This is a genomic window from Streptosporangium sp. NPDC002544 (assembly GCF_040295965.1).
Classification (GTDB): domain Bacteria; phylum Actinomycetota; class Actinomycetes; order Streptosporangiales; family Streptosporangiaceae; genus Streptosporangium.
The window spans coordinates 53311-71959 of record NZ_JBEOWJ010000011.1; the positions used below are offsets into that span (position 1 = coordinate 53311).

At 66.3% G+C, this 18649-nt stretch carries 9 protein-coding genes; 8 read left to right on the forward strand and 1 reads right to left on the reverse strand.

Features of this window, described 5'->3' with window-relative positions:
- Positions 1-78 precede the first annotated feature (78 nt).
- From ABT061_RS18595 to mads8, 8 genes are all read left to right on the forward strand, one after another.
- Positions 79-1455, forward strand: a complete 1377-nt coding sequence (locus ABT061_RS18595; RefSeq protein ID WP_350918841.1) for a helix-turn-helix domain-containing protein — start codon at positions 79-81, stop codon at positions 1453-1455.
- A 249-nt stretch (positions 1456-1704) separates the two neighbouring features.
- Complete coding sequence (gene mads2 / locus ABT061_RS18600) at positions 1705-3777, forward strand: methylation-associated defense system DNA methyltransferase MAD2 (RefSeq protein ID WP_350918844.1); 2073 nt, start codon at positions 1705-1707, stop codon at positions 3775-3777.
- The gene (gene mads3 / locus ABT061_RS18605) at positions 3774-5066 is read left to right on the forward strand and encodes a methylation-associated defense system AAA family ATPase MAD3 (RefSeq protein WP_350918847.1); all 1293 of its coding nucleotides are present in this window, start codon (positions 3774-3776) and stop codon (positions 5064-5066) included. Before mads2 ends, mads3 begins: the two co-directional genes overlap by 4 nt.
- Complete coding sequence (mads4, locus tag ABT061_RS18610) at positions 5063-5686, forward strand: methylation-associated defense system protein MAD4 (protein WP_350918850.1); 624 nt, start codon at positions 5063-5065, stop codon at positions 5684-5686. The genes mads3 and mads4 overlap by 4 nt, the downstream gene beginning before the upstream one ends.
- On the forward strand, positions 5683-7092 hold the full coding sequence (gene mads5, locus ABT061_RS18615) for a methylation-associated defense system restriction endonuclease subunit S MAD5 (RefSeq protein WP_350918853.1): 1410 nt from the start codon (positions 5683-5685) through the stop codon (positions 7090-7092). The genes mads4 and mads5 overlap by 4 nt, the downstream gene beginning before the upstream one ends.
- 3 nt (positions 7093-7095) lie before the next feature.
- On the forward strand, positions 7096-11169 hold the full coding sequence (gene mads6, locus ABT061_RS18620) for a methylation-associated defense system protein kinase MAD6 (protein ID WP_350918856.1): 4074 nt from the start codon (positions 7096-7098) through the stop codon (positions 11167-11169).
- Complete coding sequence (mads7, locus tag ABT061_RS18625) at positions 11169-12761, forward strand: methylation-associated defense system protein MAD7 (RefSeq protein WP_350918859.1); 1593 nt, start codon at positions 11169-11171, stop codon at positions 12759-12761. The genes mads6 and mads7 overlap by 1 nt, the downstream gene beginning before the upstream one ends.
- A gap of 10 nt (positions 12762-12771) precedes the next feature.
- The gene (mads8, locus tag ABT061_RS18630; protein WP_350918862.1) at positions 12772-18123 is read left to right on the forward strand and encodes a methylation-associated defense system ATP-binding protein MAD8; all 5352 of its coding nucleotides are present in this window, start codon (positions 12772-12774) and stop codon (positions 18121-18123) included.
- Here the strand turns inward: mads8 and ABT061_RS18635 are convergent.
- Positions 18120-18641, reverse strand: coding sequence for a hypothetical protein (locus tag ABT061_RS18635; RefSeq protein ID WP_350918865.1), 522 nt, complete (start codon positions 18639-18641; stop codon positions 18120-18122). The two genes, mads8 and ABT061_RS18635, sit on opposite strands and share 4 nt — an antisense overlap.
- Positions 18642-18649: the final 8 nt, after the last annotated feature.

Below are 18649 nucleotides of genomic sequence, written 5' to 3' on the forward strand. Positions count from 1 at the left end.
CGCTGGCGGATGGGAATGGAGGACACGCGTGTTGACAATGAGTAATTGGAAAGTTGCCCAGAGTGGTAAGGGGTGAACATGGGTGGGGCGAGTCAGGGTGAGGGGCGTCCGGAGCTGGTGCGGGCCCGTAAGCGGATGGGGATGAGCCAGGATCAGATCTCGGAGGCGCTCTGGGTGTCGGCGACGACCTGGAGTCGCTGGGAGCGGGGCCGCCAGGAGATCCGGCCGGTGTATCGGGCGCGGATGGCCGAGGTGTTCGGGGTGGACCCGGCCGAGGTCGAACGGTGGATCGAGGGCACCACCCCGGTCGATACGGAAGCCTGGCTGCTGCCGGACTTCAGCGACCTGTCCCTGGCCGCTACCGTCGAGGCGGTCGGACGCCTGTGGAGGTGCGACGTGGACCCGGATCGCCGTCATGTGCTGGCCGCACTGCCGTTCGTACCCGCCGCACTGGGCGGCTGGCTGTCAGAGTGGAGCTACGGCACCCCGATCGCCTCGGCGGCATACCAGGGATCCGGCTTGGCCGTGGGGCTCTCCGATGTTCGGCGGATTGAGGAGACTCGGCAGGTGTTCAGCCAGATGGACCACCGGTTCGGGGCCGGGGTAGTCCGTCCGGCGGTGGTGGACTATCTGCACAGCACGGTAGAGCCGCTGCTGCGTGGCCGTTACGACGACCAGGTCGGGGCCGCGCTGATGACGGCCGCGGCGGGGATGACCCTTCAGGCGGGCTGGACCGCCTTTGATCTGGGGCGCCACGGGCAGGCCCAGCACTATTTCGGCCAGGCACTCAAGCTGGCCAAGGCCGGCAACGATTCACTGACAGGCGCCTGGGTGCTGACCACCATGACGATCCAGGCGATCTACCTGGAGCAGCCAGCCTGGGCGGTACGACTGGCCCGGGCCACCGTGGACACCGCCCGACAGGCCCAGGCCCCACCACGTGTCATGGCCCAGTTGCTGAGCAGGGAAGCCTGGGCGACAGCCCTCCAGGCGAAGATGAGCGAGACAGGCGACGGCCACGGTGTCAAACGGGTCGAGCAACTCCTCGCCGAGGTCGAGCGGCTCTACGCCCAGGGCACCACCGACCGCGATCCGTCCTGGACCGCCTGGTTCGAGCCGACGGAACCCGTCGCCGAGGCGGGTATCTGCTGGTCTCTCATCGGCGAACATCGACGGTCCGTCGACTGCGTGGAGGCGGTCCTGCGCGAGTACGGCGAACGCCGCTTCCGCTCGGCCCAGCTCAGCAGGGTCAGCGCCGCCGACGCCTACCTGGGGCTGGGCGAGGTGGAAGCAGCAGTCGACTCGGTGCGGACCGCCATCCCGATGGCCAGATCGCTGACCTCACCCCGGCTGGTCGGGCGCATCCGCAAGTTCTCCGACCGCCTGGAACCGTACGCCACGACCATCCAGGTCAGGGAGTTTCGCGCCTACCTGGGCCGCGAACTCATCTCCTGACCTGGTGCTGTCCGATCGCGGACGCGCGGTCTCCTCGTGATGGGCACCCGCCTTGCAGGTGTAAATATGCCTGGATCGCGGGAAATGTCGGCGCCTGTGGCTAAGGTCTTGATTCCTAAGTGAAGTCTCGCGTCACCGCTCGGGAAAGTTCTGCCGAGCCATAGGATTCGAGGTCGCGGACGTGCCGGTGGCGCGGGTCGTGAGACATACGCACAGGAGCGAGGGACAGCACATATGGAGCAGGTCGGCTTGGATATCGGTGAGGCCGACGAGGCCGTCTCATCCCCGGAGAGCGCGCTGGATTCGCTCGCCGAGGATGAGACCATCGACTTCATCACCGGTAAGCCGATCAAGCTGAAGGGCAGCGAGCCCGTCCGGCAGCGGATCGCTCGCGTGCTCTTCCACGAGTACGGCATCTCCGTCGACGACATGGCACGGGACTTCCCGATCCCGATCCAGATCGACGGCAAGCGCAAGACCACCAAGAAGGCGGACATCGCGGTCTTCGCGCACGGCGCCCCGAAGACGCTGGCCAACCTGCGCCGGGTCGTGGTCTGCAAGCCCGAGCCCAAGGCCGGCCGGACGGTCACGAAGATCCGCATGTTCAGCCAGGCCCAGGAAGACCTGGCCGAGCTGGAGACCCTGCTGGGCACCGAGTCCACCCCGCTGGCCCAGTACGGCATGTGGACCAACGGTCTCGACTTCTTCTTCCTCTACAAGGAGTCGACCCGGTTCGGCGCCAAGTTCGAGCCCCGGGCCGACTGGCCGCTCGCCGACGAGAGCGTGGGCAGCGGAAGCGTTGCCTCGGTCGCGCGGCTCCGGCGCGGCGAGGCCGGCATGCTCAAGACGGCGTTCCGACGGTGTCACAACTACATTCACGGCAACGAGGGCCTGCCCAAGGACGCCGCCTTCTGGCAGTTCCTCTACCTGCTCTTCACCAAGATGCACGACGAGCGTCTGAGCCGTAAGCACCGCAGACCCCCCGAGTTCTACGCGCTGCCCGGTGAGCCCTTCGACGAGGAGGGGCGCAAGGCCATCGAGGCCAGGGTGATGGCCCTGTTCCGCGAGGTGAAGAAGGAGTATCCGCTCTTCGGCGCCCGAGACGAGATCACCCTGTCGCCCCGGGCGCTCGCCTTCATCGTCGGCGAGCTCGCGCCCTACGACCTGACCGGCACGGACATGGACGTCAAGGGCATCGCCTACCAGGAGTTGGTCGGCACCAACCTGCGAGGTGACCGGGGGCAGTACTTCACGCCGAGGAGCGCGGTCGCGCTCATGGTGGAGATGCTCGACCCCAAGGAGGACGAGAGGGTGCTGGACCCGGCCTGCGGGACCGGCGGCTTCCTCCGCGAGACCCTGTGGCACCTGCTCAACAAGTGGCGCGAGGAGGAGGGCACCCCCGGACTTCCCGACACCGAGGAACAACTGGTCGACCACCAGGATCGGCTCGCCGCTTACGCGGAGAAACACCTGTTCGGGGCGGACTTCGATCCGTTCCTCGTCCGCGCCACGAGCATGAGCATCATGACCCTCACCGGGGGCGAGGGAAACATCTACAACATGGACTCCCTCGCCTTTCCCGGAGGCCACCTTCCCGGTCTCACGGAGGCAAGGGGGCGGATTCCCCGCGGCAGCATCGACGTGCTGATGGCGAATCCGCCGTTCGGAACCGATATCAAGATCGAAGACAAGGACGTCCTCAACCAGTACCGGGACGGGGTCGCCCAGTCGTGGTCACGGGACCGGGAGACCGGCCGCCTGGTGATGGGGGACAAGCCTGTGCTGTCGATGGCTCCGGAGCAGTTGTTCATCCAGCGCGCGGTCTGGTGGGTGAGAGAAGGGGGAAGGATCGGCATCGTGCTGCCCAACGGCATCCTCTCCAACCCCGGCCCCACCGACGAGGCCATCCGGCGCTGGATCCTGGAGAACTGCTGGGTGCTCGCCAGCGTGGAGTTGCCCGTCGAGACGTTCGTCGCGGAAGCCGACGTCAGCATTCTCACCACCCTGCTCTTCCTGAAGAAGAAGACCGATCAGGAGAAGATGGCCGCCACCATGGGGGCGGAGCAGGACTATCCGGTCTTCATGGCCATCGCGGAGAAGGTCGGCGTCGACCGGCGGAACAACCCGGTCTACAAGCGGCATCCGGACGGCGAGGCCATCCTGGAGGAGCAGGAGGAGGTCGAGCGCATCCGCATCAACGGGGAGAACGTCGTCCGTACGCTGGTCAGGAAGCGGAAGGCGATCGACAACGACCTCCCGGAGATCGCCAAGGCGTACAAGCGGTTCAGGGAGAGGCACCCGGAGCCGGGGGTGACCAAGTGATCACCCGGATGGAGGCGTACGGCTACCGCTGCTTCCCGGCGCTCGGCGTCGACCTCGACCGCTACCACGTGCTGGCCGGAACCAACGGCGCGGGAAAGACGACGCTGCTCGACATCCCGGTCCTCCTCGGTGACCTGCTCGGGCAGCAGCGGGCGGTCGCGGCCTTTCTGGAACGGAGGGGAGCCACCGCACCGGCCAGGGCAAACAGCCTGGTCGAGTTGCTGCACAAGGGCGAGGGCGACGCGATCGCGTTCGCGATCGAGGCGCGCCTACCCGACGATGTCGTGGAGGTGCTGGCCGACACCACCTTCGCCGAGCTCGCCCAGCGGGTTCCCACCCATCTCCGCTACGAGCTGCGCCTGAACGTCGGCCCGCGCGAGCTCGGCATCGCCGACGAATACCTCTTCCTCTACTCCGAGGAGGGCACGCGGCCCCGGCCCGGCGAGTTCGGGCAGGGGCGCACGGTGAGCGGCACCACCCTCAGCCATCCGGAGTGGCAGCCGGTCATCCTGCGGGAGGGGCGATCTCCGACCCGCTTCATCCACGAGACGACGACGCAGGAGAGCGACCTGCCGCCACTGCGGGTCCCGCAGGGGCAGCTCGCCCTGGGTACGGTCCCCGCCGACCCGACCCTGTTCCCGGCGGCGCTCTGGTTCGCCCAGCTGCTGCGCGAGGGTGTGGTCTTCTTCGACCCTGACTGGGAGTCGCTCCGCAGGCCGGCGCCTCCGGGCGACGCCCTTCGGCTGTTGCCCTCCGGCGTCAACACGCCGTGGCTGGCCCTCGACCTTCACGACAGAGATCCCGACCGGTTCGCCTCGTGGGTCGACCACGTCCGCACCGCGCTCCCGCAGGTCGCCGACATCGCGGTGATCGAACGCGAGGAGGATCACCACGCCTACTTCGCGGTCGAGTACACCGGTGGTTACCGCGTCACCTCCTCGGGTCTGTCCGAGGGAACCCTGCGAATCCTCGTACTGACACTTCTCCCCTACCTGGACGGCACGGTGCTCCCCACCCTCCTGGTCACCGAAGAGCCGGAGAACGGCATCCATCCCCGCGCGATCGAGACGGTCGTGCAGTCGCTCGGCTCGCTCCACGACTCACAGGTCTGGGTCTCCACCCACTCGCCGATCGTGCTCGCGCACACCGACCTCGCCGACGTGCTGGCCGCCCGCCTCGACGGCGACGGCGGGGTGGAGGTGATCTCCGGCGACCGGCATCCCCGGCTCCGCGACTGGCAGGGTTCGCTCGACATCGGGACCCTGTTCGCGGCGGGGGTGCTGTCATGACCAAGCGAGATGTGGTCTTCCTGGTCGCCGACGCGGGGATGGAGCAGATGCTCCGGGGGTTCCTCGGCCGCCCGGGAGTCCACCGGAGTGTGCGCTGCGGGCCGTTCGGATTCGACCCGCGTGAGGACCTGTTCGTCGCCCAGACCAAGGACCCGGGGGTGTACGGGACGGCCCGCGAGCTCTTACGGCCCTTCGAGTCACTCCACCGGCGCGCGGTCGTGATGCTGGACGCCGACTGGGACGGCAGCCCCGGCGCGCAGGCCATCCGCGACCACGTCGAAAAAAGCCTTGATGGTGTGTGGGAGCAGTCCGCCGTCGTGGTGATCGATCCGGAGTTGGAAGCCTGGGTCTGGCAGGACAACCCCAATGTCGCCGAAGCCCTCAAATGCGACACCGACTTCCGGACGATTCTCGCCGACAGCGGCCACTGGCCGTATGACCGCCTCAAGCCGCCCGACCCGAAGGCGGCTCTCAAATATCTGCAGCGCCGCCATCGGGCCGACGGGTCCAAGGCCGCCTTCCGCCGCCTCGCCGAGAAGATCTCGGTAAAGCACTGCCAAGACGCCGCTTTCAACCACCTGTGCGATCACCTGCGCGCCTGGTTCCCGGAGAACTCGTGAAGCTTGCCGACCTCGACAACCCCGTCCGCGCAAGCTGGCTGGCTGACCAGAGCTTCCGTCTTGATCCCGGTCCCTACATCTCGGACTCCTACGCGGCGCACATGTTCTTGAAGCGAGTGCCACAGGCCGATCCGCTGGGAGAGGTCACCGAGGGAATCTTCAACGCGGGAAGGTTCAAGAGGCAATGGACCACCGACCCCGAGCACGGTGTTCCGTTTCTTTCCAGCGCGGATATCTTTCAAGCCGACCTGTCCACGCTTTCGATGATCACCAAGAAGTGTTTCCGGGCCAATGCCAGGCTCGGGCTCGAACCTGGGTGGACCCTTATTACCTGTTCGGGAATGACGGCGGGACGAGTCACCTATGCGCGCCTCGATATGGATGGGTACGCGTGCAGCCAGGACGTGCTCCGGGTAGTTCCTGACTTGGACAAGATCCCCGCAGGATATCTCTATACGTTCCTCGCCAGCCCTTTCGGCATCCCGATGATCAAGGGGGGAATCTATGGTACGAGCGTCAAGCATATTGAACCCTCGCACATCATGGACCTCCCCGTTCCTCGGGTCGGTGCCGATGTCGAGCGGCGAATCGACTCCCTGATTCGCGAGGCGATGGTGCTTCGGGCGCGGTTCCAGACTGGAATCACCGATGCCACGCACGATCTCTTCAAGAGCGCTGGCCTCCCCGAGCTCATCGACTTCAACTGGCACGACCAGCCCCGGGACCTGGACTTCTCCGTCTCCGGCCTCACGCCCACATCGCTCCGCGCGCTCAACTTCTCCCCCCGTGCCCAACGCATCATAGACACTCTTCGCTCTGTCCCATACCGTACTCTCGGCGAGATTTGTTCAGGCGGACAGCTAAGTCGCGGAAACCGTTTCAAGCGTATTGATAGCGATCGTGAACATGGAGTGAAGCTTATCGGCCAGCGGCAAGGCTTCTGGCTTCGGCCTGAAGGTCGATGGATCGCGCTGAGTTCGGCTGATCTCCAGATGGTGCGAGCTGATGACGAAACAATTCTCGTGGCGGCGAGAGGCACCCTGGGCGACAGTGAAGTTTATTCGAGAGCTCTTTTTGTGACTGGAAGCTGGCTCAGTCATGGATATTCCGAAGATTTCCTTCGGGTGGTATCGGCGGACAGAGATTTCTCTGGAGCCTATCTTTTTGCCTTTCTGCGGTCGGAGGCGGCTTTCCGTGTTATTCGGTCAATGAGTACCGGCGGGAAGCAGCAGGACATCCATGAGGGGCTTCGTCGTCAGATTCCCATCCCCGAGTGCACCCCGGCGGATAGGGAGCGGATCGCCGAGACGGTGAGACAGGCATACCAGTGGCGGGACGAGGCCGATGTGAAAGAGGATCAGGCTCTTGCCCTGCTGGATAAGGCAGTGAGAGAGGCGGCGCGGTAGCGGATGGCTCAGATCGTCGGTGGCGGCCCCCCGGTCAACGACGCGGAGCGGATGACGATCGCGCACCTGCGTGATCACGCTCCTGACGACTGGCTCGTGTTGCACAACATCGAGATCCCGGTCCACGGCGGCAAGTACGAGGTGGACCTCGTCGTGGTGGCCGGCCACTCGGTGTGCCTGATCGATGTGAAGGGCACCCGGGGCCGGATCGAGGTGGCGGGCCGCAAGTGGTACCCGTCGCGGCGGGAACCGTACGGCTCGCCGGTGGCCAAGCTGCGGGGCCACGCCCGCGCGCTCAAGGGGCAGCTGGAACGTGCCCGGCCCGCGCTCTCCCGGATCTACGTGGACGCGCTGGTGGTGCTCACCGCCGACGACGCCAGGCTGATCGATCCCAGCGACCGGCAGGACGCGGACGCCAACGACGTCACGACCCTGCCCCAGCTGGTGCGGACGCTGAGCGACGTCTCCCGGGTGCGGACCGGCCTGACCCGCGACATCGGGCCGTACCGGCGAGACATCGTCGAGGCGCTTGAGGGGACCGTACGCAGGCCGACCGGACCGCAGCGGTTCGGCAACTGGGTGGTACGGGAGCGGCTCGGCGGCACCGACGAGGTGACCGAGTACCGGGCCGGCAACGCCACCGTCGTCTCCCCGGAGACCGTGCTGCTCCGCGTCTACCGGGCGGATCCGTTCCAGCCGGAGCATGTCCGGGCCGCGGAACGGGTCGCGATCGCCAACGCCTACGAGGTGCTGACGAAGATGCCCGCGAGTGAGCACATCGTCGGGTCGCGTGACTTCTTCGCCGGTGAGGACGAGAGCCAGTTCGTACTGGTGCTGAACGACGTGCACGGGCAGGCGCTGCATCTGCGGCTGAACGACCCCCGGCAGCCGCTCAGCGCGGACGCCAAGCTCCGGGTGATCCGCGACATGCTGCGCGGACTGGCGCACGCGCATCGGTTCCGGGTGCTCCACCGGGCGCTCTCCCCGGCCGCGGTGCTGGTGACCGGGGGAGGGAAGGCGCTGCTGACCGGGTTCGACTACGCCAGGCCGGAGGACCCGCGTACCCACACCGTGCTCCCGAGGCTCGCCGACGCGCTCGATCCGGCCTACGTGGCGCCCGAGTGCCAGTCGCGGGCCCAGGCGATGAGCCGCGCGTCGGATGTCTACGCGGCCGGGGTGATCGCCTTCCAGCTTCTCACCGGGGAGTTACCATTCGCCACGACGGCGGACCAGTTCGCGAAGGGCAGCGTGCTGCCCTCCCAGGTGATGACCTCCGCCGGGGTGCCGGAGCCGGTGGCCGAGCTGCTCAGGCGGCTCTGCGCGGCGGCGCCCTCCGCGCGCCCGTCCGCGGCCGAGGCCTTCGACCTGCTCCGGCGCGCGACGGGGGGTGGAGCGACAGGCGGTGGAGCGGCAGGGAGCGACGCTGCGGGGGCCGAGCCGGTGACGAGCGGCGGGGCGACGCCGGACTACAAGAACCTCCCCGACGGATACCAGCTCACCCGTACGCACACCATACGGCGCAAACTGGGGTCGGGCACCTTCGGGGTGGTCTACCAGGTCTACGACAACCTGGCCTCCACCGACCGAGTCGTCAAGCTGGTGCTCAAGGACCGTCACTCGCTGACCGAGCGGCTCAAGCAGGAGTATGACGTCCTGCGAGGGCTGTCGCATCCCAACGTGGTCAAGGTGGAGTACGCCGACTACCTCGGCAGCACCGACATCCCGTATCTCGTCTTCGAGTACGTCGACGGGCAGGACGTCCACGAGCTGATCAAGGGAAGGCCACTCGGCCCGGCCGACGCCGTCAAGCTCGCCATCGACGTCGCCGAGGGTCTCGTCTACCTGCACGCCAACGGGATCTACCACTGCGATATCAAGCCGAGAAACCTGCTGCGGACCGACGGCGGTTGCAAGATCATCGATTTCAACGTCTCGGTCACCGCCGATTCCAGCCTGTCCAGGGCCGGCGGCACCGGCCGGTACGCGCCCCCGGACACGGGCGGTGGATTGCCCACGGTGGCCGATCTCGCGGACCGCGATGTGTACGGCCTCGGGCTGACCCTGTATGAGCTGGTCACCGGCGAATGGCCGTTCGCGCACCCGCGCCGGCAATTCGGCGAGCAGCCGATCGTGCCCTCCACGCTGCCGGGTCTCGGTGATCTGTCCGATGCCCTGGTCGCGACCCTGACGAAGGCGATCGCCCCGCTCAGGGGCGATCGTTACGCCGATGCCACCGATTTCCTCGCCGCGCTGCGGACGGTCAGAAACGGCGTGCACAGGCCACGGCCGATGCCCGAACCAGAGCCGCTTCCCCGGGACCCACAGGGGGAAGCCAATTCGTTCGTGGCGCACCTGCGGACCCTCTACAGCCAGAGCACGAGTAGCAACGCGGGAACCCGGGGTCACGACCCGTTCAAGCTCTATGTGCCGACGGCGCTCGACGACCGCTTGATCCCGGACGTGCTCCGGGGCCGGTACGCCCTCGTGGTGATCACCGGGAACGCGGGAGACGGCAAGACCGCGTTCCTGGAGCATCTGGTCATCCGCGCGGAAAAGCACGGGGCCACACCGGGGGAGCCGAGGGAGAACGGGGCGGATGTCCGGCTGCCCAATGGAAGATGGCTGCGTACCAACCACGACGGCAGCCAGGACGAGGGCGACAGGGTCAACGACGACGTCCTGCTCGATTTCTTCGCGCCGTTCGCCGGGAGCGTTCCGGTCGCGGACCCCGGGGAGACGCGCCTCATCGCGATCAACGAGGGCCGCCTGGTCGACTTCCTCGCCACGCACGAGGAGCGGTTCGGCTGGCTGGCCGCGACCGTCCTCGCGGGCCTCGACGGCGCGGAGACGGCCGGCGACGTGGCCGTGGTCAACCTCAACAGGCGCAGTGTGGTCGCCGGAGACGACGAATCGATCTTCAACCGGGTGCTCGGCCGGATGACCCACGAACGCCTCTGGGAGGCCTGCGACTCCTGCGAGCTGGTGAAGGTCTGCTACGCCCCGCACAACGCGCGGACCTTCGCGCACTCCAGCGCGGGTCCCAAGGTGACCAGACGGCTGAGGGACCTGTACACGCTGGCGCACCTGCGAGGCCACCTGCACACGACGCTGCGGGATCTCCGTTCGGGGCTGGCGTTCATGCTCACCTCGGGCCGGAGCTGCGAGCAGATCCGCGAGCTCTACCGGGACGGCGACGCCGAGGCGATCCTGGACGGCTTCTACTTCAACAGCTGGGCGGGCGTTCCGGGGACCAGGGACAGGTTGCTCGCCTTCCTGCGGGAGGTGGACGTGGCCGCCGTACCCGATCCGGCCCTGGACCGTCAGATCGACTACGTCGGCCCCGACGCGGGACAGGCGGTGATGACCGTCGACCAGCGCGAGAACCACGACGTCCGGTTGCTGGGCGAGCTCTTCGAACGGCTGCCCCGCAGCGCCGCGCCGTCGGCCCGGCAGGTCACCGCGCATCTGGGGTATGTCGCCTCCGCGCGCCGGCGCTTCTACTTCGAGTGCGTCGACGACAGGCGCTCACGGCGGCTGCTGCCGTACCGGTCGGCCGAGCGGTTCCTGGGAGCGCTGAGTCACCCGGAACGGATCGCCGAGCACCTGCCTGAGATCGTCAACGCGATCAACAGGGGGGAGGGGCTGCCCGACCCCGGCCGGTTGGGGGATGTCCTCGCGTTGCAGATCCGGCAGGTCCCGGGTGGGAGCATTCGCAGCTACCACCTGTTCCCCCTGGAGAGACTGTCGTTGACGACCACGGCGCATCCGCCCTCCCCCTACCTTGAGGAGCAGCCGGACGCGCTGATCCTGAGCTACCACGAGGACGCGCGGCGCCCGCCACGGCTGCGTATCCGGCTTGACCTCTACGAGCTGCTGTTCCGCTTGTGGGAGGGCTATCTTCCCGGGGTGGCCGAGCAGCAGGGGCTCTATCTCGGATTGACGATCTTTAAGAACGAGCTGTCCGCGGCGCCGTACCAGGAGGTGCTGCTCACCACGGGAGGAAGAGACCTGTACCGGATCCGGCGTGCTCCCGGTGGTCGGCTTCTCATGCGGCCCCTGGCCGAGGGGAGTGAGTGATGACCCTGCACAAGGGGGACAGGGAGTTTCGCCATCCCGGCGTGACCCATGTCGACTACAAGCAGGTGGAGATGGACCGGGTGCTGACCGCGTTCCTGCCCCGGCTGTGGTGGCAGGGGTGGCCGAGCGTGCTGGCGAGGTCCGCCGATCTCTCCGTTGACGACTTCGTCGACACCGTGCACGAACATCCTCAGCTGTTCGACGGGTTCGAGCGGGACATCACCCACCGGTGGATGGAGACCCATCTGCTGGACCTCGTCAACCGTGGCAGGTCCAACCAGCTGGTCGCGGGTCTGCGCCCGCTGCACGGGTTCACCTACCGGTTCCGCAACTCCCGCCGTTCCCGGCCCTCCGGGGTGGACGAGCAGCTCTACGCGATGATCCAGCACGCTTCGGACGGTCGCGGGGGCCATGCCCTCCTCTACCTCAAGGACTTCTTCTTCGCCGGGGTCGACGCGAGCACCGAGACTCCCAGGCTCGGGGCGGAGATCGACGTGGAGACCCAGGCGCTCATCAACCTGTCCGAGGCCGTCCGGAAGGACATCACCGATCGGCCGGCCGGAGGCAGGGACCGAGGTGCGTACCTGTCCAGCCCGCCGCTGTATCCCGGCGCGTCCGACCTGCTGGTGGAGGACATCGTCCGGTTGCTCTTCCACAAGCATCTGATCCCCAGATCCGTGCTGGTCGACTACCTGAAGATTCTTTTCGCCTTCCACCTGGCCCTTTACCACCTGCAGATCATGAAACTGCTGCCTGCTCGGCTGAAAGGTGGGCAGCCGAGCCAGGGCGGAGGCTTCTTTCTCGACGTCGGTGGGATTCCCAGTACGCCCGCGGCACGGCTCGCCGAACGAGGCGCGGCCGTGTGGTACGGGCGCATCCCCGAATTCGTGCGCGCCACCTTCTGCGTGAAGAAGCTCGACGACTTCGCGCAGCACCTGGTCAGGCTCAACAAGCTGGGTAAGCCGCCGAACGGAATCTTCAAGGTCGAGGATCTGGTGACGCTGCTCGGTTCCGGCTACTCCGACGAACGTGCCCAGTTCGCCGGGGCCAGGCTGAGCCGGGTGCTGGAGAGCTCCCGATCCACCGGGGAGGAGCTTGACTCCACGATCGCCCAGATCCTGGAGCTGGACCTCGATCCGTTCAGCACGTACATCGACGTCATCACCGCCTTCCGGGTCCGTTTCCACCGCCAGTACATCACCGAGTGCCTGGACTCGCTCCTGCTCAAGAACCGTCCCGGGGCGATGATCGCTCAGCCACGCAGGGGAGAGCGACGCTTCGTCCTGGACAGCCGCCTACTGGAGGTGCTCCTGCAGATCGCGCTGCTCCAGCCGGGCGGATCCCAGGGGTTCCACACCGAGCCGCTGCGGGTGGACCAGTTCCTGGCGATTCTGCGAGAACGCTACGGGCTCCACATCGATCGCCTTCCCACGGGCGATGGCTTCGGCCAGGCCGGCATCACCGATCAGGCCGCGCTCCGGGAGAACACGCGGGCCTTCACCGCGCGGCTCCGGGAGATCGGGTTCTACTCTGACATGTCGGATGCCTACCTCACCCAGACCATCACCCCACGTTACGTCGTACCGGCCTGACAGGACCCCGATGAGCGCAGGACTACGCGAACTACTCGACCAGGACCTCGACGAAGCGCTGGAGCGGGTGCTCACCCCCAGGCTGTCCGCGCTGCTGGAGGCCCGCGAACCTGGGCACTGCGCCCGGGTCACCGACATCGGTGCCGCCCTCGCGGAGCGGCTCTGCCACAGGGTGCGCACCGCTGTTAGCAACGACGCCCAGGTCCATGTCCTGGGCGGCCCACCCGAGGTTTCCCCGGAGGTGGCGGTCAGCAGCACCAAGCTGATCGAGCTGCGCAACCCGGTCGGCGACCGGCAGCGACCGCCACTGCTGGTCTTCGTTCCCCCTGGAACCCGGGCCAGCGCCGAGGACTCCTTCGACGTGGCCACCTTCGAGGAACTCGTACTGGGTGACGTCTACGCCGGTCTGGCCGAGCGGCTGTTCGCCGAGCTTCCCGAGCGGCTACGCCGCGGTGTGGGCGATCTCTTCGACGTCCTGATCGAGGAAGAGTGGCCGTACGGCGACTCACTGGCCAGGGCCCGTTACCTTCTGACGGTCCAGCTCAACGAATTCGACCCGCTCGCCGCCGGGGCGGCCGTCTTCGAACTGGGACTGGTGCCCGACTTCGAACTCTTCACGGATGCCGCGCAGATCCGGACCCGCACGGTTCGTAACCTCCAGCAGATGCGCATCCTGTCTCGTACGGAGCGGCCGGAGCGGCAACGCGTCATCGAACTGAACCTGGCCGACCCCGCGTTCCGGGCACGTCTCGCCGCGTTCGTGGTCCAGACGGGCCTGGAGAGCACGAGAACCTGGACACGCCGGATCGTGGTCGACCGGGCCAACTGGAAACTCGCCTTCCAGCACTGGCCGCTGCGTGAGGAACGCCCCGTCGAGGCGGTTCACATCACGGTTGGCGACCTCGAACTTCCGCGTGCGGGAGAGCGGCCCGAGCACGCGAGCAACTCCGTCCTGGCCAACTTCACCGGACAGTTGTTTCTCTCCGCCGGTAGACAAGGACTGACACAGCTTCCCGTCACCTTCGAGGTCAGCCCCGACCCACGCCGGATCGCGGGCCTGACCAGGTTCACCGTTCAACTGGTGTCGGAGGAGGCGGGACCGACCGGCGTGGCGGCCTCCGTACGCGTCAGCACAACGGCGAAGACCGCCTACAAGGCGATCCTGAAAAAGCTGCGCGGGGCCGATCTGGAGCAGGGCTGGCATTACATCCGGGTTCTTCCACAGGACGAGGAGGGCATCCCGCTGCCGGTGGCATCTTCCCGCGACGGTGTGTACGGCCTCAACGAAAGTGACCGATTCCTCGTGGTCACCGACGATGAGATCGACGAGGCTCTGCCTCAGCAGCGGGTCACGAAGGAGATCAGCCTCACCCATGCCCTCCGGCGCCTGGAGTTCAAGGCGCGGGAAGAGGGCAGGGAGTGGCGGGACGTGGCGTGCCGTACGGTCGGCTGGAAGAGCGCGCACGGCGCCGGACGCCATGTCATCCAGGCCGCCTTTGGAGCCCACGCCCAGATCGAGATCCCGCTCGCACCCACGCTCTTCGATCTGGAACACCAGATCCTCGCCGACGCCGATCGTTTGGGGCGTCCGCGCCTCCCCGTTCACACCGACCAGCCGGGGGCGATCACCTGGGAGGATCCGGATTGGTCCAGCGGTGGAGGTGACGCGTTCGAGGAGTTCGCCCAGGCGCGCCGTGCGCTCTTCGAAGCGATCCGCGGTACGGACGCGATGGTCGTCGAGGGCTGTGATCTGACCGGTATCCGCGTTCTCGCACAGACCTACGCCGAAGCATACGGCGAACTGCTCGGCCATCACCTGCATCGCACCGGGCGGGCCGACGAGAGTCAGGTTCCGGGTCTGCTGCGTGAGCTCACGGCGATGCTGCAGATCGACTGCGTCGCCGTGGACTACACCGATCCGCGCGGTGCGAGAAGCGAACTGACCCTTGTCGCGCCGACGCATCCGCTCCGCCTGCTCTGGCTCGTCACCTGGGCCGAGCTGGGACACCGGTGGCTCGCCGACGCCGCCGAGAACGAGGCCGCGGTGGTCGCCGCCGCGGGACGCTCGCTGGCCGGGATGACCCCGCTAGGGTTTCCCCTCGTCGTTCCCCGATCCGGTGGCAGGCTCACCGTCGCCAGTGGCGACCTCAACCCCTACTGGGGTGTCTGCCTGCCCACCGACACGAAGGACCCCCAGGGCGTGCTCGCGGCCCTCACCTCCGCGCTCCACCTGCCGGAGCGCTGGGCGAGCGATACCTCGATCTCCGGAAAGCGGCTCGCGGACCGGGTCGAGCGATACCTGCGCCTGCATCCCTACGTCGCCACCTTGGTGATCAGCGTGGTCAACGCGGGCAGGGCAGAGCAGATCGCGGACATGCTCGTCGAAATTCAGCGCCGGAAAGGGCTGAAGGAGATCACTTATGATGTCCGGCTTTTCGCCGCGGACCCCGGGGCGCCCGGAAACGGAGACGCGCTGGCTCAACTGCTCCGGGGGGAGTGGAGTTCGATCGCGGACGCCGAACCGTTCCACACCCGCACAGCCTCGGGGATCACTCCCAAACTGTCGGTGGCGGTGCGGCCCCTGGGCGAGTTCCGCTCCGCGGCCGGCGAACATTCCGCGCACATCACCCTGCTCCTCGACGCCTTCAGCGGTGAGCGGTTCGACGCCGCTCCCGTCGGGAGTCACGGGCTGTCCCAGGTCCATGGACTCCAGCAGGACATGATCGTCACCTATGTCGAGGACGAGGACGTTGTCGCCTGGCACAAACAGCCCCGTCACGGCCGGGCTCATCCGATCAGGGGAGCGGAGGAGCTCTCCGATCTGCTCTCCTCCCTGCCGCAGGCCATCTCCGCCGCCGCCTCGGCCGTGACCACCGGGCAGGCGGGGACACGTCTCGCACCGAGGATCACTCTCAGCCTCGACGTGGAGGACGGAACCCTTCTGCACCAGGCTCACCGTTCCAGTGACTGGGTGATCACCGCCGACAGGACGCTGGGGGTGGAGTACTTCGACAGCCCCGGCAGTGAGCGACGTCCCGACTACATCATCGACTTCGACGCCGATGCCTCGGAGGGCCTGGGTCACCATATAGTGATCAGTTCTCGATCGGTCGACGAACTGCGCTCCCTGCTCTTCCCGGTGATCGCACAGCACGGCTTCGAGAGGATCGACTCCCGGCACACCGCCACTTTCTTCGATCAGTTGCGGCTGCTGTCCGGCCGGCTGGCGTTCAAACTCGCCTCTGCGGTCCCCACGGAGCGCACCGAGGTTCTCGGCCTGGCGCTGGCTCGCCTCTACCTTGACTACCAGGGTGTTCTCGCCGATCAGATTCTCGTTCCGCTGGACGCGCATCTGGAGCTGTACCGGGAGGCCCGTAAACGTGCCGACGAGGTCGGGGAGGCGGTGGGACTGCAGCGCACCGATCTGGCACTGTTCGGCCTGGACGCCCGGCGACGTACGATCACCTGCCGTCTGGTCGAGGTCAAGTGCTACAGCTCGCTGGGCGGCCTGTCCGCCTATGAAGAGCTCAAGAACCGCATGACGGTTCAGCTGGACCAGAGCGCGAAGGTCCTGGCCGATCACTTCGATCCGCACCGCACCCAGCCCGACCGCCCGGACCGAGTGGTACGGAATGCCGATCTGGCGGGGTTGCTGCGCTTCTATCTCGGTCGAGCCATCCGCTATCAGACCATGCGGGCAGACGCCGCAAACGAGGCCGAGTGGCTGCTGTCCCAGCTCGATCGCGGCTACCGGCTGGAGTTCACCCGTACCGGGCTCGTCTTCGATCTCGGCGGGCAGGGCGTGTCGAGTGAATCCGAGGGAGGCATCGAGTTTCATCGGATCGGCCGTGATCTCGCGGAGGAACTCATCGAGGCCATTCCGACAGACGCGGTCCTCGCCGCGAGTCCCACCTCCGAGTCCCTGGAGCAGCTCGATCTCACTCTTCCGAGGCTCGCGGACGCCGTCTTCCGGGCACCGGCTCGCACCCATGCGGTGCCCGAGGAAGAGGATGCCGATGAAGACACCGATGACGGGCATGAAGAACGGGGACAGCCGGAGGAGGAGGCACCTGTACCCCCGGTGGAGCCCGGTGTTCCCGATGCCGAGATCCCTGCGGGAAAGGTACAGGCCAGGCAGGTCGAACTCTCTCCTGCCGGGTCGGTCTTGGCTCCCGACATCTACCTGGGGTCGGCCAGACCATCGCCGCAGTACGGAATCCTCGGTGAGGCCACCGGCCGGCGGATCGCGCTCGACCTCAACGAAACACACACGATCAGCCTGTTCGGGGTTCAGGGCGGCGGCAAGAGCTACACGCTCGGCACGATCATCGAGGCAGCCTCGTTGTCGGCACCTCCTGTCAACGAGTTGCCGAATCCCCTGGCCACGATCGTCTTCCATTACAGCCCGACGCTGGATTACGCCCCGGAGTTCACCAGCATGGTGCTGCCGAACGATGAGGCCGCTCAGGTCGAAGTGCTCCGCCGGCGCTACGGGGTCGAACCGGCGGCGCTGACCGATGTGGTGATGCTCGTGCCCGAGGATCAGCTGGAGCAGCGACGAGCGGAGTACCCGAGCGTCCGGGTCCTTCCTTTGAAGTTCGGCTCCGGCGAACTACGTGCCGAGCACTGGCGTTTTCTCATGGGAGCGGTCGGCAACCAGTCCACTTACATCCGTCAGCTTCAGCGGATCATGAAGGCGAACCGCAGGGATCTGAGGCTTGACGCCATTCGTGAGGGCGTTGAGCAGTCCTCGCTCTCGGAGAATCTCAAGCAGCTCGCCCAGGAGCGGCTCAACCTGGCCGCCGAGTACATCGACGACAGCGCGCAGGTGAAGCAGCTCGTCCAGCCCGGACGAATGATCATTGTTGATCTGCGAGACGAGTTCATCGAGAAGGATGAGGCGCTTGGTCTTTTCGTGGTTCTCATGCAGTTGTTCGCCGAGGCGCAGAGCGAGGGAAAGCGGTTCAACAAGCTGGTCGTGTTCGATGAGGCCCACAAGTACATGGAGAGCCACAATCTGGTCGTGGGCCTGGTGGAGAGCGTCCGCGAGATGCGACACAAAGGCATGAACGTTTTGGTCGCCAGCCAGGATCCGCCCTCCGTTCCCATCCCATTGATCGAACTCTCCAACCATGTGATCTTGCACAAGTTCACATCGCCCGCCTGGCTCAAGCACCTTCAGAAGGCGAACGCCTCGCTGGCCGATCTCACTTCCACCAAAATGGCGAACCTGACCCCGGGGGAAGCGTATGTCTGGTCCAGTAAGGCAACAGACGCAGCATTCACCCGAAGCGCCGTCAAAGTGCGACTGCGTCCGCGAGTGACACGCCATGGGGGAGGAACCAAGACGGCGGTCGACTAGTCAGGTAGAGCGTAGGACGCCTCTATTTCGACTGCGATGGAAAACAGGTCGTCTACGGTGATCAGGCCGACTGCAACAAGCGCTTGGATATGCTCTGCCAGGGAGTCGCGCACTGTGTTGTGAATTATGACGTGGTTCACGTTGTCAGTGTGATTGACTTGGGCGAGGCTCGTATGCGACCGAGCTGTTTCCCGGCCGTAGTACGCGGCCAGCATGTCGTCGAACTCTTTGGCCTCAGGAGTCATACGCGTTTCGAGTCTCCTGAGCAAGGCGCGCACAGGCTCCAGTTGGTAGATGTTCGCCTTGCCGGCGGTAGGGGTTTTATACTGCTTCAGAATTTCCTTGATTGCATTAAGGCTGCCTTGGATCGAGCCGAGAACCACTGGTTGAAAATGATTTTCGACAGCCTTTTGAGCCACTTGAAGTGCGACAGCTTTCATCTGTGATTCATCCGCTATGGTGCGAAGGCGGACGTCGCCACCCACGCCTTCCTGGATGAAAACATTGAGGCGTTGCATGGCTCTCT